The organism is Amycolatopsis sp. DSM 110486 (assembly GCF_019468465.1).
Taxonomy (GTDB): domain Bacteria; phylum Actinomycetota; class Actinomycetes; order Mycobacteriales; family Pseudonocardiaceae; genus Amycolatopsis.
On sequence record NZ_CP080519.1, the window covers coordinates 6,890,161 to 6,910,471 of the forward strand.

Consider the following 20,311-nt stretch of genomic DNA (forward strand, 5'->3'; position numbering starts at 1 on the left):
GCGATGGTAGGGCTCACCGACGAAGAGAAGGGCATGCGCGACGGCGCGGAAGGCGGCGCGGTCGCGGCGGCGATGGATCTGCTGATCCGCTACGCCGACGCGCTCGGCGCCGAGCGGCTGTGCGAGACCCGAAACGTCGCGGGCACGACCACACAACCTTCGCCGGCCAAGGAAAAGCTGGTCGCCGAGGGTGGCTGGGCCAAGGCGTTCTCGGTGATCAGCCTCGACTGCGACGACGACCTCGAAATCCCGCCGATGCGGGTTCCGACCTGCCAGCTGCAGCACGGGTTCGGCGAAGACGCCCGCGGCATCATGCCGTACCCCGAGCACAAGATCGACCTGCAGGCCGAGGCCGAGTCGTTCGCCAGCAGCCGCGGTGTCAACGTGCTCGCCACTTGCACGCCCTACCAGGTCGGCAACCTCCCGACCTACGGCGAGCACGTCGCCTGGATGGAGTCGTCGGCGGTCGTCTACGCCAACTCCGTCCTGGGCGCGCGCACCAACTGCGAGGGTGGTGCCTCGACCGGCGCCGCGAGCCTGACCGGGCGGATCCCGTGCTGGGGCAACCACCACCGGGAAAACCGCTACGGCACGCACCTCATCGAGACGACGCTGGCGCTCAACGGATTCCAGGACTGGGGGCTGCTCGGCTACTTCGCCGGCGACGTCGTCCAGGAGGAGCGGCCGGTCGTCATCGGCGAGCTGGGCAGCCCGGATCTGGCGGACCTCAAGCATTTCGGTGCCGCCGCCGCGTCGTCCGGCGGCGTGGAGATGTATCACCTGCCGGGCCGGACCCCCGACGCGCCGACGCTCGAGGCCGCCTTCGGAGGCCGCTCGATCCCCGCGTCGATCCGGTACGGCGAAGCAGAGCGTCGTGCCGTCTACGAGTCGCTCAACTCGATCGGGGACAGCGAGGACGTCGATTTCGTGCTGCTGGGCTGCCCGCACGCTTCGCTGGACCAGATCGGCCGGGTTGCCCGCGCGCTCGAGGGCCGCACGATCTCGGCCGGCTGCGAACTGTGGTTGATGACCCCCCGCGCGCTGCGGACGGTCGCCGATCGCAACGGCTGGACCGAAACCATCCGGCGCGCCGGCGGGCGGATCCTCACCGACTCCTGCCCGGCGATGTCGCGTGTCGCTCCGGAAGGCACGAAGGTGTTCGCGACCGACTCCGCGAAGCAGGCCCACTACCTGCCCGCGATCCTCGGGATCGAGGCGTGGTTCGGCACGCTCGAGGAATGCGTCGACGCCGCTGTCACCGGCCGGTGGCGCGGCTCGCTCGCGCCCGTCGGGAAGGCCCGCCGATGACCGGCGTGCAGCTGCGCGGCCGGGGCATCGTTCCCGGCCGCGTCGTCGGCGAGGCGCTGGTCTCCCGAGAGACGATCTCGGGCTGGGGCGGCATCGACCCGGCGACGGGCACGATCATCGAACGCCGGCACGAGCTGTTCGGCGTCTGCTTCACCGGGAAGGTCCTGGTGTTCCCGGGCGCCAAGGGTTCCTCGGGGTGGTCGGGCTTCTTCCAGTCCACCCGGCTGCTGGGCACCGCGCCGCTCGCGATGGTCTTCACCCGCCTCACGACGAAGGCCGCGCTGGGCGCGATCGTGACCCGGGTTCCGGCGATCACCGACCTCGACGACGACCCGGTCGCCCGCATCACCACCGGCGACCTCGTCGAGGTCGACGCCGATCGCGGGCTGGTGCGGGTGCTCCCGCGCTGAGGTCCGAGACGAAGGGGCGGTGCCTCCGGCCCCTCGTCTCGGCCGGTCCACGGGCCGGTCCGGGTGCGCGTGTGCCCGACCTCACCGAGGTTCGCGTTGACCTTGACATTCGTGTGAAGGTTCGATCCTGGTGGCATGCGATACGAAACCGCGGGGCCGGCCGAGACCCCGGACGCAAGCGCGCACCACAAGTTCCCGTGGGGGGCCTTGGCGGCGCTGGCCACCGCCGCGTTCATCACAGCCGGTCGTAGTCGGCGGCACCGAAGGACGCCTGTCCGTGTCGGACGAGCGGGAGGATGCCCAAGGTCTCAGCCCGTGACGCCGGAGCTGCGCCGGGCGGCCGCCCGCTTGAGCTCGCCGCGGGCGATGGTGCGCCGGTGGACGGCGTCGGGGCCGTCGACGATGCGGAGCACCCGCGCCCAGGCGTAGAAGTACGCCCGGGGGAGTGTCGTCGGAGACGCCGGCGCGCCCGGGCGCAGGCCGAGTGCTCCGGCACCGAGCGCGGCGACTCGACTCCCGGAAGACGGTAGCCTCCACTGAGCGACCGCTTAGCCGCCGGGGTGCGCGGCAGAACAGGAGACCAGAGCTGTGAACTCGTTCAAGGACCGCGTGGCGATCGTGACCGGCGCCAGCCGCGGGATCGGCCTCGCCATCGCGAAGGGCCTGGTCGAGCGGGGTGCGAAGGTGTGCATCACCGCGCGGAAGCCCGAGCCGCTCGCCGAGGCCGTCGCTGAGCTCGGGGGCGAAGACTTCGCGATCGCCGTGCCCGGCAAGGCCGACGACACCGGGCACCAGGACGAGGCGGTCGCCAAGACGATCGAGCGCTTCGGCAGGCTCGACATGCTCGTGAACAACACCGGCATCAACCCGGTCTACGGGTCCACGCTCGACATCGACCCGGCCGCCGCGGCGAAGATCTTCGCCGTGAACGTGCTGGCGCCGATCGCCTGGACCAGGCGCGCCCGCGACGCGTGGATGGGCGAGCACGGCGGCTCGGTCGTCAACGTCGCCTCGATCGCCGGCCTGCGCGCGTCGCCCGGTATCGGCATGTACGGCGTGAGCAAGGCCGCGCTGATCCGCCTCACGCAGGAGCTCGGCGCCGAGCTCGGGCCGAAGATCCGCGTGAACGCGGTCGCCCCGGCCGTGGTCAAGACCAAGTTCGCGACCGCCCTGTACGAGGGCAAGGAAGAGGAAGTGGCGGCGGCCTACCCGATGAAGCGCCTCGGTATGCCCGAGGACATCGCGGGCGCGGTGGCGTTCCTGCTCTCCGAGGACGCGGGCTGGATGACCGGCCAGACCGTGGTCCTCGACGGCGGCGTGACTCTGGGCGGTGGCCTGTGAGCGCCGGGGTCGTCATCACGGGTGGCGGCGGCGGGATCGGCCGGGCGCTGGCGCGGCGCTTCGCGGCCGACGGTGCGCGCGTGGTCGTGGCCGACCTCAACGGCGAAGCCGCGGCGGAGGTGGCCGCCGAGGTCGGTGGCACCTCGTTCACCGGTGACGTCGCGAGCGAAGACGGCGTCGCGAAGCTCCTCGCGGCCGCCCGCGAGACGCTGGGCGAGATCGACGTCTTCTGCGCCAACGCGGGCGTCGCGCCCTTCGGCGACGAGCAGGCCACCGAGGACGACTGGGCCCGCACCTGGGACGTCAACGTGATGGCCCACGTCCGCGCGGCCAAGCAGCTGCTGCCCGCGTGGCTCGAACGCGGCAAGGGCCACTTCATCGCCACCGCGTCGGCCGCGGGCCTGCTCACGACGCTGGGCTCCGCGCCGTATTCGGTGACGAAGCACGGCGCGCTGGCCTTCGCCGAGTGGCTTTCGGCGACCTACCGCCACCGCGGCATCACGGTGCAGGCCATCTGCCCGCAGGGCGTGCGCACGGCGATGCTGGAGAGCAGCGGCCCGCGCGGCCAGCTGCTGATGGGCGCGTCGGCGATCGGCCCCGAGCAGGTGGCCGACGCGTTGTTCACCGCCATCGACGAGGGCCGGTTCCTCGTGCTGCCTCACCCCGAGGTCGCCGAGTACTACGCGCTGCGCGCCACGCAGACCGACCGCTGGCTCGGCGGCATGAACAAGCTGCAGCGCAAGATCGAGGCGCTGCCGGAGGATTGATCGTCGCGGGCGGGCGCCCGGCTCGGGTGCCCGCCCGTGCGTTCCGGCTTGCCCGTTCCGGGTACCCGGGGTTGACGCACGGCACGCGGGCTCTCTAGCGTCCCCATACCGACTGGTCGGTGTCCGAGGGAGGCCGCGGGATGAGCTGGTACGACGCGAAGCCCTGGCTCGCGAGCTACGACGAGCAGCGCGCCGCCGCGAGCGAGTTCACGCCGACCACGCCGCTGGCCACCTTCCGCCGCACCGTCGCGCAGGCACCGGAAACCACGGCGCTGGTGTACTTCGACGCCCGGATCACCTACCGCGAGCTGGACGAGCTCTCCGACGCGTTCGCCCGCCACCTCACCGCCTCCGGGTTCGGTCGCGGCGACCGGCTCGCGCTGGTGCTGCAGAACATCCCCCAGTTCGTGATCTCCCTGCTCGGCGCGTGGAAAGCCGGCGGGATCGTGGTGCCGGTCAACCCGATGTACCGCGCGGGCGAGCTGAGCCACGTGCTGACCGACGCCGGCGTCAAGGCGCTCGTCTGCTCACAAACCGCGTGGCACGACTACGTCAGCGCCCTCGTGCCCGACAGCTCGGTGACGATCGCCGTGACCACGAGCGAGCTCGACCTGCAGACCCGCGACGACGAGCGCGTGCTCGGCAAGGTGCGCCGCGAGGCGACGCCGGGCGCGGCCGACCTGCTCGAGGTGCTGCGCTCGACGCCCGGTGATCCGCCGCCCGACCCCGGGCTCGGCCTCGACGACGTCGCGCTGATCAGCTACACGTCCGGTACGAGCGGGAAACCCAAGGGCGCCACCAACACCCACGGCAACCTCGGCACCAACGCCGTGATCCTCGCCGGCGCCGGCCGCGTCGAACCGGGCGCCACGGTGTTCGCGCTCGCGCCCCTGTTCCACATCACCGGGATGGTGTGCGAGGTCGCCTACGCCATCGAGATCGCCGGCACGCTGGCGCTCGCGTACCGCTTCGAAGCTGGCGTGGTGCTCGGGGCGCTGCTGGAGCACAAGCCGGCGTACATGGTCGGCCCGTCGACGGCGTACATGGCGCTGATGGCGCACCCGGACGTCACTCCCGAGCACTTCGCGTCGTTCGACGCGCTGTACTCCGGCGGCGCGGCGCTGCCTCCGGCGGTGGTCGACACGTTCCGCGACCGGTTCGGCCAGTACATCCACAACGGCTACGGCCTCACCGAGACCACAGCCGGCTGCGTCGTGGTGCCCGCCGGTGTCGAGGCGCCCCTCGACCCGGCTTCGGGCACGCTGTCGATCGGGCTGCCGGTGCCCGGCGTGATCGTGCGGATCCTGGCTGACGACGGCACGGAGCTGCCGTTCGGCGAGGCGGGCGAGATCGCCGTCGAAGGGCCCATGGTCGTGCCCGGCTACTGGAACCGGCCGGACGCCACGGCCGAGGCGTTGCCCGGCGGGCGGCTGCTGACCGGCGACGTCGGGTTCATGGACGAGCGTGGCTGGGTCTACGTCGTGGACCGCAAGAAGGACATGATCAACGCCTCCGGGTTCAAGGTGTGGCCGCGCGAGGTCGAGGACGTGCTGTACACGCACCCCGGCGTCCGCGAGGCCGCTGTGGTGGGCGTGCCGGACGAGTACCGCGGCGAGACGGTGAAGGCGTACGTGAGCGCGGCGCCGGGCGCGGCGCCCGATCCCGACGAGCTGGTGGCCTACTGCCGGGAGCGGCTGGCCGCCTACAAGTACCCCCGATCGGTCGAGGTGCTCGCCGAGCTGCCGAAGACCACGAGCGGGAAGATCCTGAGGCGCGAGCTGCGCGCCCGAGGCTAGGAGGACGCGACGGTGGTCGAGACGGTCCGCGGCGCGGTCGAGCCGGCAGCGCTGGGCAAGGTGCTCATGCACGAGCACATTTTCGTGCTGAGCCCGGAGTTCGTGGCCAACTACCCGGAGCACGACGGGTTCGACGAGTCCGTGCACGTGCCGGAGGCGATCGCGAAGCTGCAGGCGCTCAAGGACGCCGGGATCGACACGATCGTGGACCCGACGGTGATCGGGCTGGGGCGCTACGTGCCGCGTGTGCAGAAGGTCGCCGCCGAGGTGGGCCTGCAGATCGTCGTGGCGACGGGTCTGTACACCTACCACGAGGTGCCGCACTACCTCTCGCTGCGCGGGCCGGGCACGCCGCTCGGCGGTGACGACCCGCTGGTCGCGATGTTCGTCGGCGACATCACCGAGGGCATCGCCGGCACCGGCGTGAAGGCCGGGATCCTCAAGTGCGCCACCGACGAACCCGGGATGACGCCCGGCGTCGAGCGGGTGCTGCGCGCGGTCGCCAAGGCGCACCGGGCCACGGGGGCGCCGATCATGACCCACACGCACGCGGGCACGCGGCGCGGGCTGGAGCAGCAGGACGTGTTCGAGTCCGAGGGCGTGGACCTGAGCCGTGTGCTGATCGGGCACAGCGGCGACTCGGCCGACCTCGGCTACCTCACGGCCCTGGCCGACCGCGGCTCGCTGCTCGGCATGGACCGCTTCGGCCTGGACGTCTACCTGCCGTTCGAACAGCGCGTGGCGACGGTCGCGGCGATGTGCGAGCGCGGCTACGCCCGCAGCATGGTGCTCTCGCACGACGCGTCGTGCTACTTCGACTGGCTCGAGGCACCGGTGCGCGAGGCCGTGCTGCCCAACTGGCACTACCTCCACATCACCGACGACGTGCTCCCCGCGCTGCGCGAACGCGGCGTCAGCGAAACCGACCTCACCACGATGCTCGTCGACAACCCGCGCCGCCTGCTCGACCACGGGGGCGCGTACTGACCGGCCTCGGCCGGTAGGCTGGCTGTTCTCTGAGTTCCCGGAGGGGGTGTGGCGATGACCCGGGCCGGCACGCGCAAGGCCGTCGTCTCCGACGAGTCGCCCGCGGTGCCTCGCCGCCTGCTTCACCACGCGACGAAGCTCTTCGCGAAGAAGGGCTTCGACCGCACGTCGGTGCAGGAGATCGTCGAGGCCGCCGGCGTCACCAAAGGCGCCATGTACCACTACTTCGGCTCCAAGGACGACCTGCTCTACGAGATCTACGCCCGCGTGCTGCGCGAGCAGACCTCCCAGCTCGAACGCGTCGCCTCCAGCGCCGCGCCGCTGCGCGAACGCCTGGCCGCCGCCGCGTCCGACGTGGTCGTCAGCAGCATCGACAACCTCGACGACAACACCATCTTCCTGCAGTCCATGCACCAGCTCAGCGCCGACAAGCGCAAGGCCGTGCGCGCCGAACGCCGCAAGTACCACGAACGGTTCCGCCGCCTGATCGAAGAAGGCCAGGCTTCCGGCGAGTTCCGCACGGACAAGCCCGCGGACCTGGTCGTGGACTTCTTCTTCGGCTCGGTCCACCACCTGGGCACGTGGTACCGCCGAGGTGGGCCGCTGTCGGCGCGCGAGGTGGGGGACCAATTCGCGGACCTGCTGCTGTCGATGCTCCGGCCGTAATTCTGCCTCGGCTGTTTTTCTGCCTCGGCTCCGTCGAGGCGTGCGAGATCGCGTTTGAGCCGGCTTCCGAATTCAGCGGTCTGATCGGCCGGGGGCCGATCGCACCGCTGAATTCGGAAACCGGCGCGATCTCGCGCTGTGGTTGGGTTCGCGCACCTCATTCCACGGGCGCGACCACCACCCCGTGGCGCGCGAGGACGCGGGTGACGAAGTCCGTTTTGCCCGCGGTGTAGGCCTCGCGGTCCGTGGTTTCCGTGGCGAGGCGGCGTTTCAGCGTGCCGTACTCCGCGGCCAGCGCCGGATCCGCCCGCAGGGCGTCGCGGAAAGTGAGCTGGGCCCGCCAACGCGGGTGGCCGGCCGGGATCAGGTGCAGGTGCGCCAGCCGATGCTCGTTGGTGGAGTCGGGTAGCACGAAGAACCGCCGCCATTGCGCGCTGACGTCGAGGGACGGCGGCACGTACGCCCAGCCATCGGCCGACAGGACAGCGCCGGCGGAAGCCACCACCGCATCAACGTCCGCCACCGAAGCCATCACGTCCACCACCGGCTTGGCCGCCAACCCCGGCACCGACGTGGACCCGACGTGCTCCACCCCGTCGACCAGCCATGGCCCGAGCACCTCGGCCAAGCGCGCGCACAAGGTCGCACCACGTGCCGCCCACATCGGGTCGGCGGCGGTGACGTGCGGCTTTTCGTACGCCCAAGCCGGGGGATCACTCATGGGCACGCACGCTACCGGCGGGCACCGACAGTTTCGGTGCCCGCCGGGGTTCACGGGCGAGGCGCCGTCGTACTGCCCGGCACTGTTTCGTCGGCCGGGTCGAACGGGAGATACGTCGTGCCCAGCCTGGGGGCCCAGCCGATGGTCAGCGGGGACACGGCGGGGGTCTCCGCGTGCTGGGGGAGGAACCCGATGTCCACCGGGGTCGAGAAGTCCACGGTCAGGAACCGGGTGGGTTCGGCGACGCTCACGAGAGAGCCCTCCTGATCGCTTCCTCGCCCAGGATCGGGTCGTTGGTCGGGTCCTCGACGGCCGGGGCGAGGGCGCGCGGCGCGATTTTCGGGGTGAGGGTCCCGAAGACCGGGTCCGGTGGGGCCGCGGTGTGGTACTCGGGGAAGTGGGCCTGGTAGTCCACCATCGACTGGACCAGTGCGGGCTCCGCGAAGCGCGGTCCCCAGAACTGGGCCGAGATCGGCAGGCCGGCGGTGGCGCCGACGGGGAAGCTCACCATGGGCCAGCCCAGCGCGTTCGGCACCTGGTAGTACGCCCGGTACACCGGGAAGCCGGGGCCACCGCCGGCACGTTCGCCGATCACGTCGCCGAGGGCCAGCACGAGCATGAAGTCGACGCCGGCGTCCTCCAGCGCCCGGGTGTAGTTGGCGATGAGCCGGCGCCGCCGCTGTTCGCCCTCGTAGCGGACGGAGGCGGGGATGCCGCCGTTGAAGCGGTCGGCGCTCGCGAAGCTCGCCGCCGTCTCACCGGGCGCGCGCCGGCCGTACTGGCCGGTGAGGGTCGCGACAGCGTCGGCCGTCGGGATGCCGCTCGCGCAGAAGTCCGCCACCGCCGCGACGAACCGAACCTCGTAGCGGTTCGCGTTCACCACCGCGGCCGAGGGCGACACGGGCGATCCGTCCACCGTCGCCAGCACGTCCGCCGACGCGAAGTAGGGGTTCTGCGCGGGGTCGGTCATGTCCAGACCGGGGAACTCCTTCACCTGGGCGCCCAGGCTCTTCAGCTGTCCCACCAGCCGGTTGAACGCCTTCAGGTGCTCGGCGCCGTAGGTGTCCTGCGGGCTGACCCCGGTCTTGATGGTGCCGCCCACGTTCATCCAGTCCGTCTGCGGGACGCCGATCGTCAGGCCCTGCAACGGAGTCCGCCCTGGCCGCGGCGACGACGGGATCACCGGGAACGGCAGGGGCGCCGAGAGCGTCTGCGGGTCGTTCACCGGGTCCGGACCGAGGATCGTGCTCAGGATCAGCGCCGAGTCCCGTGCGCTGCGGGAGATCGGGCCGAGCACGTCGTAACCCGGTGAGAGCGGCATGAGCCCGGCGATCGACACCGTGCCCAGCGACGGCTTGATCGCGCTGGCGCCGTTCGCGGCCGACGGCATGATGATGCTGCCGCCCGTCTCCTCGCCGATGCAGGCAGCGGCCAGTCGCGCGATGGGAGCGACCCCCGAGCCCTGGCTCGATCCGCCCGGCACGTGCGACGGGCTCCAGGCGTTGCCCGCGAACGTGCCGGTGATCGAGCCGGAGAAAGCCGAGCAGATGGTGTTGCCTAGCAGCACCACGCCGGCCGCGCGCAGCCGGGCGACGACCGTCGCGTCCTGGAGCGCCTTGTTGCCGGTGAACGCCGCGCTGCCGTCCTGCGCGTTCAGGCCCTTGATGCCCACGGAGTCCTTGATGCCCATGGGGATCCCACACAGCGGCGACAGGTCGCCGCCGTGCCGGCGCCAGGTCGAGATCCGCTGGTCGGCGGCTCGCGCGGCGGCGAGCGCGCCGGCGGTGTCGACGCGTACGAACGCGTTGTACGCGCCGTTGTCGCCGTAGACCTCGAAGGGACCGTTGAACTTCGAGATCCGGCCGAGGTAGGCCTGGGTGATCTCGACGCTCGACGTGCGGCCCGCGCGCAGCAGCGCGGCGAGCTCGGTGATCTCGTAGTCCACGAGCCGGCCGCGGTGGGGGATCTGGTTCACCGACGGCAGCGCCGGGCCGCCGGACGGCGCCGCGCTCGCCGGCGCCGCACCCAACGTGAGGGAAAGGGTGCCACCGGCGACCGCCGCACCGGCGCCGCCGAGCACGGATCTCCGCGTGAGTCTTCCTGGTTGTGCCACGTACTGCCTCGCTTCTGAACAGGTGGGGAAGGGCAGGCGCGACGCTAGGACCCTGCGGTTGCGGGGGAGTTTTCGAGTATTACGAAGACATTTCGTGTTCAGACCTTTCGCCCTATGCCGGGAAGCCGTGCCCGGCAAGGAGGCCCTCAGTACCCCGGCCCCGCCACGATTCGGCGCACCCGCCCACCGCGGTTCGCGACCGCAACCCGACCCCGGCGCGAGATCGCGCCGGCTTCTGGATTGAGCGGTGCGATCGGCCCCCGGCCGATCAGACCGCTCAATCCAGAAGCCGGCTCAAAGGCGATCTCGCACGCCTCGGCGGAGCCGAGGCAGACAACACAGCCGAGACAGTTGACTCAGTGCCGCTTCAGGTGATCCAAGATCCGCGGCAGGATGAACTCTCCGGCCTCTTCGGGCAGCCAGTGGCTGGCGCCCTCCACGACCTCGAACTCGTACTCGCCGTCGACATAAGAGCGGGTCAGCTCGGCAGCCGTGCGGCCCAGGTACGGGTCCTCGCCGCCCCACAGGTACAGCGTCGGCACGGAGATGCGGCCGGCGGGGATGTCGAATTCGCTGGCGGCCGGGCCGCGGTACCAGTTCAACGTGGCGGTCAGCGCGCCCGGCTCGGTCAGGCGCGTGATGTTGCGTTCGACCAGCTCGGCGGGCACGCGGTCGCCGTACGCGGCGCGCAGTTCGGCGGCGTCGTCGGCGAGCAGGGAGGCCTCGGCGCGGCCGTCGAGGTGGCGGAAGAAGCGGACGTAGCCGAGGTCGCGGAACTGGCGGGTGTCGTCGGTGGCGGCGCGGTGCAGGGCGGCGGGGTGCGGGGTGGTGAGGATGGTCAGGGATCGCAACTGGTCGGGGTGCGCGCTGGCGAACGCCCAGCCGACCATGCCGCCCCAGTCGTGCGCGACGAGGTGGAAGCGATCCGACCCCAGCGCCGCGGCGAAGGCGATTACGTCGGTGATGAGGTGGCGCACCGAGTACTGGTCGACGTCCAGCGGTCGAGCGCCCGAGGCGTAGCCGCGCTGGTCGACCGCGACGGCGCGGTAGCCGGCCGCGCCCAGTACCGCGAGTTCCGTGGTCCACGAGTCGGCGAACTCCGCCCATCCGTGCAGCAACAGGACGAGCTCCCCGGACTCGGGGCCGGCGGCGAGCGCGCTGTGGTGGTGGGTGCCGACGGTGATCGTCAGCTGCTCGGTGCCCGGGACCATGATCACCAGGCTAGGAAGCCGAAGCTTCCGGCCACCACAGGAAAAAGTGCACTCTTGCCGCCTGTTCGTACGTGCCGGGCACCACCGTCCACAGTGTCCACCACGTGCCCAGGCCCCGCCAGCCGAAACGGCGGGCGGGGCCCCGGAAAACGACCTCAGGCAGGCAGATCCACGAGATCCGCCAGCCGTGCGCGGTGCCGGCCCGGCGTGCCGAACGCGAGCTCGTCGCTCTTGGCGCGCTTGAGGAACAGGTGCGCGGGGTGCTCCCATGTCATGCCGATCCCGCCGTGCAGCTGGATCGCCTCCTCCACGGCGTGCACCGCGATCGGCGCGACGCGCGCCTGCGCCACGGCCACCGCGATCGGCACGTCGAAGCCGCCGGCGAGCGCGTCGGCCGCGTACCGCGCCGTCGCGCGCGCGTTCACCAAGTCCGTGTACAGGTTCGCCAGCCGGTGCTTGAGCGACTGGAACCCGCCGACCGGGCGGCCGAACTGGTAGCGGGCCTTGAGGTAGGTGACGGTGGTCGTCAGCGCCCACTCCGTGAGCCCCGTCTGCTCCGACGCGAGCAGCCCCGCCGCCGTGGTCAGCGCGGTGTCCAGCGCCGCCTGCGCGGCCGCGCCGCTCACGACGAGGCGCGCCGCGGCGTGGTCCAGCTCGACGTCGGCCACCCGCCGCGTGAGATCCAGCGACACCAGCTCGGTCACCTGGGCCGCCGAAGCCTCCACCGCGTACAGCCCCGGCCCGTCCGGCCCGGTCGCGGGCACCACGAGCAGCTCGGCCACGGACGCGTCGACGACCGTGCCGGCCCGCCCGCTCAGCGTCCCGTCACCGTTCACGGACACCGTCGCCGGGAAAGCCGCACCCGGCGCGGTCGACAGCGGCACGGCCAGCGCACCCGTCAGCTCGCCCGCGGCGAGCCGGGGGAGCAGCTCGGCCGCGACCGAGCCGCCCGCCGCCAGCAGCGCCGACGTCGCCAGCACCGCACTGCCGAGGAACGGCACCGGCGCCACACTGCGGCCCAGCTCTTCGAGCACCACGGCCGTCTCGCGCGCCGAAGCGCCGTGCCCGCCGAGCTCCTCGGGCACCATCAGCCCGGCCGCGCCGAGGTCGGCGGCGAGCGTCTTCCACAGCTTCAGGTCGTACGGCTCGGCCGTCTCGACGCGCGCCAGCAGCGCGGCCGGCGAGGCCTGGTCGGTGAGCAGGTCCCGCACCGACGCGCGCAGGTCCTCCTCGACGTCGGAGTACAGCAGGTCCGGGGTGGGCAGCTCGCTCATCGCGGCAGGTCCTTCCAGGCGACGTCCTTGTCCACCCGCGGCTCGGACGGCAGCCCCAGCACGCGTTCGGAGATGATGTTGCGCAGGACCTCCGAGGTCCCGCCCTCGATCGAGTTGCCCTTCGCGCGCAGGTAGCGGTAACCCGCCTCGCGCCCGAGGAAGTCGACCTTCTCCGGCCGCCGCAGCGTCCAGTCGTCGTAGCGCAGGCCTTCTTCGCCGAGCAGCTCGATCTCCAGCCCGGTGAGCTTCTGGTTCAGCTCGGAGAAGGCCACCTTCATCGCGGAGCCCTCCGGCCCCGGCGCACCGGCCGTGAGCTGCTGGCGCAGCCGGGAAGCGGCCAGCCGCAGCGACTCGGCCTCCACCCAGTGCTGCACGAGCCGGTCGCGCAGCTCCGGCGTGCGCAGCTCGGGCCGCTCGCGCCAGGTCTTCGAGACCATGCCGATCAGGCCGCCCTCACGCGGCAGAGCGTTGCCGCCGATGGCCACGCGCTCGTTCATCAGCGTGGTCTGCGCGACCTTCCAGCCCTCGCCGACGGCACCGAGCCGCTGCGAGTCCGGGATGCGCACGCCGGTGAGGAACACCTCGTTGAACTCGGCCTCGCCGGTGATCTGGCGCAACGGCCGGACCTCGACGCCCGGCGCGGTCATGTCGCACATGAAGTACGTCATGCCCTGGTGCTTCGGCACGTCCGGGTCGGTGCGGGTGACGAGGATGGCCCACTGCGAGTTGTGCGCGCCCGAGGTCCACACCTTCTGCCCGGTCACGACCCAGTCGTCGCCGTCGCGCACCGCGCGCGTGGCCAGCGCGGCGAGGTCGGAGCCCGCGCCGGGTTCGCTGAACAGCTGGCACCACACTTCCTCGCCCGTCCACAGTGGACGCAGGAAGCGCGTGCGCTGCTCCTCGGTGCCGAAGGCGAGGATCGTCGGCGCGGCCATGCCGAGGCCGATGCCGATGCGGCGCGGGTCGTTGTCCGGCGCGCCGGCCGCGGCGAACGCGCGGTCGACCACCGGCTGCAGCGCGCGCGCCGCACCCTGGCCGCCCAGGCCCTCGGGGAAGTGCACCCATGCCAGACCCGCGTCGTAGCGGGCGCGCAGGAACTCCAGCCGTTCGGTGGTCTTCGGGTCGTGCGCGGCCAGGAACCCGGCCACCTGGGCCCGGAGGTCGTCGGGGGTCATCGGCCGGCCTCCGCCCGGTACTTCTTGAGCTCACGACGCGCCAGCGAGCGCTTGTGCACCTCGTCCGGTCCGTCGGCCAGGCGCAGCGTGCGCACGCCCGCCCACAGCTCGGCCAGCGGGAAGTCCTGGCTCACGCCACCGGCGCCGTGGGCCTGCACGGCCTTGTCGAGGATCCACTCCACCGTGATCGGGGTGGAGATCTTGATGGCCTGGATCTCGGTGTGCGCGCCCTGGTTGCCCACGGTGTCCATCAGCCACGCGGTCTTGAGCACCAGCAGCCGCTGCTGCTCGATGCGCACGCGCGACTCGGCGATCCAGTCCTGCACCACGCCGGACTCGGCGATGGGCTTGCCGAACGTCTCGCGCGAGAGAGTGCGGCGGCACATGAGCTCCAGCGCTCGCTCGGCCATGCCGATCGCGCGCATGCAGTGGTGGATGCGGCCGGGGCCAAGGCGGGCCTGGGCGATCGCGAACCCGGCGCCCTCGTTGGCGATGAGGTTCTCGGCCGGCACGCGCACGTCCTCGAACAGCACCTCGGCGTGGCCGCCGTGGTCGCCGTCGGTGTAGCCGAACACGTGCATGCCGCGCTTGATGGTCACGCCTGCGGCGTCGCGCGGCACCAGGATCATGCTCTGCTGCTGGTGCGCGGGTGCGTCCGGATCGGTCTTGCCCATCACGATCATGATCTTGCAGTTCGGGTTCATCGCACCCGAGATGAACCACTTGCGGCCGTTGACCACGTACTCGTCGCCGTCACGGCGGATGCTGGTGGCGATGTTGCGCGCGTCGGACGAGGCCACGTCGGGCTCGGTCATCGCGAACGCGGAGCGGATCTCGCCGTCGAGCAGCGGCTGCAGCCACTGCTTTTTCTGCTGCTCGCTGCCGAACATGTGCAGCACTTCCATGTTCCCGGTGTCCGGCGCGGCGCAGTTGACCGCGGTCGGCGCGAGCCGGGGGCTGCGGCCGGTGATCTCGGCCAGCGGCGCGTACTGCAGGTTGGTCAGGCCCGCGCCGTCCTCACCGGGCAGGAAGAAGTTCCACAGGCCGCGCTTGCGCGCCTCGGCCTTGAGCTCCTCGACGACCGGCACCGACGACCAGGGGTTCTCGCGCTCGGCGAGTTGCTCTTCGAAGACCGGTTCGGCCGGGTAGACGTGCGAATCCATGAAGTCGAGCAGCTGCCCGCGCAGCTCCTCGGTGCGCGCGTCGAACGCGAAATCCATGACTACTTCTCCTCTTTGAGCGTCTCGTAGCCGTGCGAGACGAGCGGGGCCACGGCGTCGCCGATGCCCTCGAACCCGGACCCGACGGTCTGGCCCTTGCTGTAGCGGAAGTAGATGCCTTCCAGGATCACTGCGAGCTTGAAGAACGCGAAGCTCACGTACCAGTTGAGCGCCGACACATCGCGGCCGGAGCGCTCGGCGTAGCGGGCGATCACCTCGTCGGTGCTCGGGTAGCCGGGTGCGGAGCTGGCGTTGGACACCATCTGCAGCGACACCTTGTCGCGCTCGGCGTAGGCCACCAGCAGCGCGAGGTCGGTGAGCGGGTCGCCGAGGGTGGACATCTCCCAGTCGAGCACCGCGGTGATGCGGTCGTCGCCGTCCACGAGCACGTTGTCGAGCCGGTAGTCGCCGTGCACGATCGTGGCCGGACCGGAGGTCGGCAGCTTCGCGGCGAGGCTGTCGTGCAGCTCGTCGGCGCCGGGCAGGTCGCGGCTGCGGGAGCCGTCGAGCTGCTTCTTCCAGCGCCGCAGCTGGCGTTCGAGGAAGCCGTCGGGCCGGCCGAAGTCGCCGAGCCCCACCGCTTCCGGGTCCACGGCGTGCAGGTCGACGAGCGTGTCCACGAGCCGGAACCCGATCTCGCGCGTGCGCTCGGTGCCCAGCACGGCCAGCTCGGAGTCGCTGCGGTACGGCGTGCCGGCCACGAACTCCATCACGTAGAACTGCGCGCCGAGCACGTCGGCGTCCTGGCACAGCACGACGGTGCGCGGCACCGGGACCGCCGTGCCGGCCAGACCGGAGATCACCTTGAACTCGCGCGCCATGTCGTGCGCCGTCGGCAGCACGTGCCCGAGCGGCGGCCGCCGGACGACCCAGCGGTGCGTGCCGTCGCCCACGATGTAGGTGAGGTTCGAGCGGCCGCCCTGCACCACCTCGGCGGTCAGCTCACTCGTGACCAGGCCGGGCCGCTGCTCGTCGAGGTAGGCGCGCAGGCGGGCCAGGTCGAGTCCTGGCGGGTCGGACGGGGTCATCGGGCCTCCTCGGGGGTCACCGGGCCACGCTACCGACTAGTCGGTATGTCGTACAGCCGCCGGCCCGGGTGTCCCCGGGCCGGGTGCCTCTCGCGTGGTCAGGCGGGTTGTCGGGCAGTTCCGTCAGGCGACGGTGTCAGATGGGTCGGGCAGGTCAGGCGATCATGCGGGCGACGAACTCGGCGACGCAGGCCGGCTTGGCCTCGCCGTCGATCTCGACGGTCCACCGCACCACAGCCTGCTTGCCACCGGGCACGTCTGTCACCTCGAGCAGGTCCGCGCTGCCGCGCACCTTCGCCCCGACCTTCACCGGGTGCGGGAACCGCACCTTGTTGAGGCCGTAGTTGATGCCCATCTTCAGGCCGTCGACGCGGTAGACCTGCGAGCCGAAGTGCGGCAGCAGTGACAGCGTGAGGAATCCGTGGGCGATGGTGGTGCCGAACGGTCCCGCCGCGGCCTTCTCGGTGTCGAGGTGGATCCACTGGTGGTCGTCGGTGGCGTCGGCGAACTGCTGCACCCGCTCCTGCGTGACGGTGAGCCACTCGCTCTCGCCGAGGCGCTCGCCCGCCGCGGCGGCGAACTCGTCGACGTTCGTGAACACGCGCATGGCCATCAGTCCTTCGGTCCGCCGGCGACGTAGATGACCTGACCCGAGACGAAGCCCGCGCCCTCGCTCACGAGGAACGAGGTCAGGTGGGCGATGTCGTCGGGCGTGCCCACCCGCTGCACCGGGATCTGAGAGGCGGCCGCCTTCTTGAAGTCCTCGAAGTCCATGCCGAGGCGCTCGGCGGTGGCCGCGGTCATGTCCGTGGCGATGAAGCCGGGCGCGATCGCGTTGGCGGTGACGCCGAACTTGCCCAGCTCGATGGCGAGGGTCTTCGTGAAGCCCTGCATGCCGGCCTTGGCGGCGGAGTAGTTGACCTGGCCGCGGTTGCCCAGCGCCGAAGTGCTGGACAGGTTCACGATCCGGCCCCACTTCTCCTGCGTCTGGTACTTCTGCACCGCGCGCGTCATGAGGAACGAGCCCTTGAGGTGCACGCCGAGCACCGAGTCCCAGTCGTTCTCGGTCATCTTGAACAGCAGGTTGTCGCGCGTGATGCCGGCGTTGTTGACCAGCACGGTGGGCGCGCCGAGCTCCTCGGCGACACGGGTGACGGCAGCCTCGACCTGGTCGGCGTCGCTGACGTCCAGCGAGACGCCGACGGCCCGGCCACCCTCGGCCACGATCGCCTCGGCGCCCTGCTTCACCGCGGACTCGTCGAGGTCCAGCAGGCCGACGGCGAACCCGTCGGCGGCGAGGCGACGGGCGACGGCGGCACCGATGCCGCGGCCGGCTCCCGTCACGATGGCAACCCGGGCGGGGGAATCGGTCACGAGGACCCTCCTCAACGTTGAGAAACAGCGATCGGGCACGCAGTCTGCGCGCTAAGCATCCGCTTAGGGAACATACCCGGGGGGCTCCCGGCGGGCCACTGTGACCGGCCTCATGTTCGCCCGGACGAGCGCAGGCTGGGCCGAGAAGGCGCCGCGAGCTGCTCGGTCGTCGCTGGATCGTCGGTGAGGAGGTGCGGGTCAGGACCGGAACCGGGTGATCTTCGCGAGGTGGCGTTCGCGGGTCTCGTGGTCCTCGACGCCCTGGTCGGTGCCCTGGGCGAGGCACAGCACGCCGACCTTGCCGTTGTGCTGGTTGGTGTGGACTTCCTGGACCGCCTGGCCGATCCGGTCGAGCGGGTACACCGTGGACAGCGTCGGGTGGATCATGCCCCGGGTGATGAGGCGGTTCGCTTCCCAGGCTTCGCGGTAGTTGGCGAAGTGGGTGCCGACGATGCGCTTGAGACGCATCCAGAGGTGCCGGTTGTCGTAGACGTGTTCGTAGCCCGAGGTGGAAGCGCAGGTGACGATCGTGCCGCCGCGACGGGCGACGTAGACGCTGGCACCGAAGGTTTCGCGACCGGGGTGCTCGAAGACGATGTCGGGGTCGGTGCCGCCGGTGAGGTCGCGGACCAGGGTGCCGAACCGCTTCCACTCGCGGGGGTCCTGCACGTTTTCCTCCGGCCAGAAGCGGAATCCTTCGGCCTTGCGGTCGATCACCAGCTCGCCTCCCATGGCGCGGACGAGCTCCGCCTTGCGGGGGCTGGACACGACGCACACCGGGATGCCGCCGCCGTTGAGCACGAGCTGGGTGGCGTAGGAGCCGAGGCCGCCGGCCGCGCCCCAGATCAGGACGACGTCGCCCTGTTTCATGGTGGCGCCGTTGCGGGAGACGAGCTGCCGGTAGGCCGTCGAGTGCACCAGGCCGGAGGCGGCGGCCTCCTCCCAGGTCAGGTGGCCGGGCTTCGGCATGAGCTGGTTCGCCTTCACCAGCGCGAGTTCGCCGAGGCCACCGTAGTTGGTCTCGAACCCCCAGATGCGCTGCTCCGGGTCGAGCATCGAGTCGTCGTGCCCGTCGGGGTCCGTGAGCTCGACGTTCAGGCAGTGCGCGACGACGCGGTCGCCGGGCTTGACCGAGCGGACCGCCGCCCCGATGCGCAGGACCACGCCGGACAGGTCGGAACCCACGACGTGGAACGGCTGGTCGTGCTTGCCGGCGCCGGGCACGGTCCTGGCGTAGCGCTGGAGGAAACCGAACGTGGGCAACGGCTCGAACAGCGCGGTCCACACCGTGTTGTAGTTGACGCTGCTGGCCATCACCGCCACCAGGACTTCGTCGGGCCCGACCTCGGGGGTGGCGACCTGCTGGACGTGCAGCGCCTTGGCCGGATCCTTGTCCGCGGTGGCCATGCCCTCGAACATGTCCGACTCCGCGGCGAGAACCACGGCGGCGCGGTAGCTCTCCGGCACGGGCACCGAACCGATCTCGTCGGCGGAAATGTTCTCGGCCGTGACGGCCGCGACGATCTGTTTCACCGTGTTCCTCCGGGTCCTTCGCCGTGGACGATCTGCTCGCGCAGGGCAGCCAGCACCTCGCGCAGCCGCTGGGCGGCCTGGTGGTCGATGAGGTGCCCGGCGCGGTCGAAGCGGTCGTGCGCGGCCGACACGAGCAGTTCCGGCCCGCTCAGCACGCGGTGGCCGTACCCGGCCAGCAGCTGCCGCAGCGCAACCTGCCCTCGTACGGTGCCGAAACCGCCGGGCGAGACGCCGATGACGGCGACGTCCTTGCGAAGCAGCGGAGTGCTCATCGCCGGACGGACGAGCCAGGCGAGCGCGGTGCGCACGACCTCGGGCACCGCGAACGTGAGTTCCCCGGTCGCGATCAGGAGCCCGTCGGCCTTCGCCACCGCCGCGCGCAGATCGCGCGCGGCCGGCGGAAGCCGGCTCTCGGTGTCCTCGTCGCGGTCGTAGCGCGGCACCTGCGCGAGTCCTTCGTGGATCTCGATCGTGACGCCGGCGGGCGCGAGCCCACGCGCCGCGTGCAGCAGCGCGGTGTTCGGCGAGCCCGCCCGCCCGCTGCCCGACATCGCGAGGATGCTGACGTCGTCCTCGGAACCCGTGGTGCTCATCTCGGCAACGCGTCCGAGATCGCCCGGATCAGCTGGGGCGCCCGGTCGTTGAGGTAGAAGTGTCCGCCCGGGTGGGTGGTCACGGTCGTGCGGCCGGTGGTGTGGACCTGCCACGACTCGGCCTCCTCGAACGAGACCTTCGGGTCGGTTTCCCCGACGTGCACGTGGATCGGCGCCGCGATCGGCCCGGTTCCCGCCCAGCGGTAGGTTTCCGCGGCGCGGTAGTCGCTGCGGATGGCCGGGAGGATCATGCGCAGCATCTCCTCGTTGCCGAGGATCTGCGCGTCGGTGCCGCTGAGGCTGCGGATCTCCGCGAGCAGCCCGTCGTCGTCCCGCTGGTGGACGGTTTCGTCACGGCGGCGCGACGGCGCCCGTCTGCCGCTCGCGAACACCACGATCGGGACCACGTCGCGGGCTTCCAGCCGGCACGCGACCTCGAACGCCACCGACGCGCCCATGCTGTGCCCGAAGAAGGCCATGGGCCGGTCGCGGTAGCGCAGCAGCGGGGCCACGAGCGCGTCGGCGAGCTCACCCACGCTGTCCAGGCACGGTTCGGAGCGCCGGTCCTGGCGGCCCGGGTACTGCACGGCGATCACGTCGACGCCGGGCGAGAGCGCCTTCGACACGGGGAAGTAGAAGCTCGCCGAACCGCCGGCGTGCGGGAAACAGACCAGTTGAACCGCGGCTTCCGGAGCGGGGTGGTACCTGCGCGTCCAGAGTTCGATGTCCACGTCGGGAGACACGACAGGCTCCTTCGATCCGGCCGGGGCGTCCGCCACCGGGTCCGGGGCCGA

At 71.4% G+C, this 20,311-nt stretch carries 20 protein-coding genes; 7 read left to right on the forward strand and 13 right to left on the reverse strand.

Annotated elements, in window-relative coordinates:
- The first annotated feature begins 3 nt into the window (after positions 1-3).
- From K1T34_RS33790 to K1T34_RS33820, 7 genes are all read left to right on the forward strand, one after another.
- Positions 4-1,308 carry an aconitase X catalytic domain-containing protein gene (locus tag K1T34_RS33790; RefSeq protein WP_220238801.1) on the forward strand — a complete coding sequence of 435 codons (1,305 nt, stop codon included), beginning with the start codon at positions 4-6 and terminating at the stop codon, positions 1,306-1,308.
- Positions 1,305-1,718 (forward strand): aconitase X swivel domain-containing protein, encoded by a 414-nt coding sequence (locus K1T34_RS33795; RefSeq protein ID WP_220238802.1) that lies wholly within the window; start codon positions 1,305-1,307, stop codon positions 1,716-1,718. Before K1T34_RS33790 ends, K1T34_RS33795 begins: the two co-directional genes overlap by 4 nt.
- 588 nt (positions 1,719-2,306) lie before the next feature.
- On the forward strand, positions 2,307-3,059 hold the full coding sequence (locus K1T34_RS33800) for an SDR family oxidoreductase (protein WP_220238803.1): 753 nt from the start codon (positions 2,307-2,309) through the stop codon (positions 3,057-3,059).
- The gene (locus tag K1T34_RS33805) at positions 3,056-3,826 is read left to right on the forward strand and encodes an SDR family oxidoreductase (protein ID WP_220238804.1); all 771 of its coding nucleotides are present in this window, start codon (positions 3,056-3,058) and stop codon (positions 3,824-3,826) included. The genes K1T34_RS33800 and K1T34_RS33805 overlap by 4 nt, the downstream gene beginning before the upstream one ends.
- A gap of 140 nt (positions 3,827-3,966) precedes the next feature.
- On the forward strand, positions 3,967-5,622 hold the full coding sequence (locus K1T34_RS33810; protein WP_220238805.1) for an AMP-binding protein: 1,656 nt from the start codon (positions 3,967-3,969) through the stop codon (positions 5,620-5,622).
- 12 nt (positions 5,623-5,634) lie between these two features.
- Positions 5,635-6,609: a phosphotriesterase gene (locus K1T34_RS33815; protein WP_220238806.1), complete on the forward strand. Its 975-nt coding sequence runs from the start codon at positions 5,635-5,637 to the stop codon at positions 6,607-6,609.
- Between the two features lie 54 nt (positions 6,610-6,663).
- Positions 6,664-7,275 carry a TetR/AcrR family transcriptional regulator gene (locus tag K1T34_RS33820; protein WP_220238807.1) on the forward strand — a complete coding sequence of 204 codons (612 nt, stop codon included), beginning with the start codon at positions 6,664-6,666 and terminating at the stop codon, positions 7,273-7,275.
- Positions 7,276-7,432: 157 nt separating this feature from the next.
- Here the strand turns inward: K1T34_RS33820 and K1T34_RS33825 are convergent, their stop codons facing one another.
- The 13 genes from K1T34_RS33825 to K1T34_RS33885 all read right to left on the reverse strand — a co-directional run bounded on the left by K1T34_RS33825 (position 7,433) and on the right by K1T34_RS33885 (position 20,260).
- Positions 7,433-7,996: a GrpB family protein gene (locus K1T34_RS33825; RefSeq protein WP_220238808.1), complete on the reverse strand. Its 564-nt coding sequence runs from the start codon at positions 7,994-7,996 to the stop codon at positions 7,433-7,435.
- A gap of 50 nt (positions 7,997-8,046) precedes the next feature.
- On the reverse strand, positions 8,047-8,247 hold the full coding sequence (locus K1T34_RS33830) for a hypothetical protein (protein ID WP_220238809.1): 201 nt from the start codon (positions 8,245-8,247) through the stop codon (positions 8,047-8,049).
- A complete protein-coding gene (locus K1T34_RS33835) occupies positions 8,244-10,076 on the reverse strand; it encodes an amidase (RefSeq protein WP_220238810.1) in 1,833 nt (610 codons plus the stop codon). The genes K1T34_RS33830 and K1T34_RS33835 overlap by 4 nt, the downstream gene beginning before the upstream one ends.
- A 389-nt stretch (positions 10,077-10,465) precedes the next feature.
- Entirely contained in the window at positions 10,466-11,320 is an 855-nt protein-coding gene (locus tag K1T34_RS33840) for an alpha/beta fold hydrolase (protein ID WP_220238811.1), read from the reverse strand.
- Between the two features lie 155 nt (positions 11,321-11,475).
- A complete protein-coding gene (locus tag K1T34_RS33845) occupies positions 11,476-12,594 on the reverse strand; it encodes an acyl-CoA dehydrogenase family protein (protein WP_220238812.1) in 1,119 nt (372 codons plus the stop codon).
- Positions 12,591-13,769, reverse strand: coding sequence for an acyl-CoA dehydrogenase family protein (locus K1T34_RS33850; RefSeq protein ID WP_220238813.1), 1,179 nt, complete (start codon positions 13,767-13,769; stop codon positions 12,591-12,593). Before K1T34_RS33850 ends, K1T34_RS33845 begins: the two co-directional genes overlap by 4 nt.
- Positions 13,766-14,989: an acyl-CoA dehydrogenase family protein gene (locus K1T34_RS33855; RefSeq protein WP_220238814.1), complete on the reverse strand. Its 1,224-nt coding sequence runs from the start codon at positions 14,987-14,989 to the stop codon at positions 13,766-13,768. Before K1T34_RS33855 ends, K1T34_RS33850 begins: the two co-directional genes overlap by 4 nt.
- Positions 14,990-14,991: 2 nt before the next feature.
- Positions 14,992-16,017 carry a phosphotransferase family protein gene (locus K1T34_RS33860; protein ID WP_220238815.1) on the reverse strand — a complete coding sequence of 342 codons (1,026 nt, stop codon included), beginning with the start codon at positions 16,015-16,017 and terminating at the stop codon, positions 14,992-14,994.
- Between the two features lie 154 nt (positions 16,018-16,171).
- Complete coding sequence (locus K1T34_RS33865; protein ID WP_220238816.1) at positions 16,172-16,624, reverse strand: MaoC family dehydratase; 453 nt, start codon at positions 16,622-16,624, stop codon at positions 16,172-16,174.
- 5 nt (positions 16,625-16,629) lie between these two features.
- Positions 16,630-17,391 carry a 3-oxoacyl-ACP reductase FabG gene (gene fabG / locus K1T34_RS33870; protein WP_220238817.1) on the reverse strand — a complete coding sequence of 254 codons (762 nt, stop codon included), beginning with the start codon at positions 17,389-17,391 and terminating at the stop codon, positions 16,630-16,632.
- A gap of 198 nt (positions 17,392-17,589) precedes the next feature.
- Positions 17,590-18,924: a crotonyl-CoA carboxylase/reductase gene (gene ccrA / locus K1T34_RS33875; protein WP_220238818.1), complete on the reverse strand. Its 1,335-nt coding sequence runs from the start codon at positions 18,922-18,924 to the stop codon at positions 17,590-17,592.
- Complete coding sequence (locus K1T34_RS33880) at positions 18,921-19,517, reverse strand: NADPH-dependent FMN reductase (protein WP_220238819.1); 597 nt, start codon at positions 19,515-19,517, stop codon at positions 18,921-18,923. Before K1T34_RS33880 ends, ccrA begins: the two co-directional genes overlap by 4 nt.
- Positions 19,514-20,260 (reverse strand): thioesterase II family protein, encoded by a 747-nt coding sequence (locus tag K1T34_RS33885; RefSeq protein WP_220238820.1) that lies wholly within the window; start codon positions 20,258-20,260, stop codon positions 19,514-19,516. Before K1T34_RS33885 ends, K1T34_RS33880 begins: the two co-directional genes overlap by 4 nt.
- Positions 20,261-20,311 lie beyond the last annotated feature (51 nt).

Excerpts from the sequence above, each read along its gene's own strand:
- K1T34_RS33795 (WP_220238802.1), top strand. The coding sequence starts at position 1,305 with ATGACCGGCGTGCAGCTGCGCGGCCGGGGCATCGTTCCCGGCCGCGTC.
- K1T34_RS33850 (WP_220238813.1), bottom strand. The coding sequence starts at position 13,769 with ATGACCCCCGACGACCTCCGGGCCCAGGTGGCCGGGTTCCTGGCCGCG.
- K1T34_RS33845 (WP_220238812.1), bottom strand. The coding sequence starts at position 12,594 with ATGAGCGAGCTGCCCACCCCGGACCTGCTGTACTCCGACGTCGAGGAG.
- K1T34_RS33865 (WP_220238816.1), bottom strand. The coding sequence starts at position 16,624 with ATGCGCGTGTTCACGAACGTCGACGAGTTCGCCGCCGCGGCGGGCGAG.
- K1T34_RS33820 (WP_220238807.1), top strand. The coding sequence starts at position 6,664 with ATGACCCGGGCCGGCACGCGCAAGGCCGTCGTCTCCGACGAGTCGCCC.
- K1T34_RS33790 (WP_220238801.1), top strand. The coding sequence starts at position 4 with ATGGTAGGGCTCACCGACGAAGAGAAGGGCATGCGCGACGGCGCGGAA.
- K1T34_RS33855 (WP_220238814.1), bottom strand. The coding sequence starts at position 14,989 with ATGGATTTCGCGTTCGACGCGCGCACCGAGGAGCTGCGCGGGCAGCTG.
- K1T34_RS33880 (WP_220238819.1), bottom strand. The coding sequence starts at position 19,517 with ATGAGCACCACGGGTTCCGAGGACGACGTCAGCATCCTCGCGATGTCG.
- K1T34_RS33860 (WP_220238815.1), bottom strand. The coding sequence starts at position 16,017 with ATGACCCCGTCCGACCCGCCAGGACTCGACCTGGCCCGCCTGCGCGCC.
- K1T34_RS33840 (WP_220238811.1), bottom strand. The coding sequence starts at position 11,320 with ATGGTCCCGGGCACCGAGCAGCTGACGATCACCGTCGGCACCCACCAC.
- K1T34_RS33810 (WP_220238805.1), top strand. The coding sequence starts at position 3,967 with ATGAGCTGGTACGACGCGAAGCCCTGGCTCGCGAGCTACGACGAGCAG.
- K1T34_RS33825 (WP_220238808.1), bottom strand. The coding sequence starts at position 7,996 with ATGAGTGATCCCCCGGCTTGGGCGTACGAAAAGCCGCACGTCACCGCC.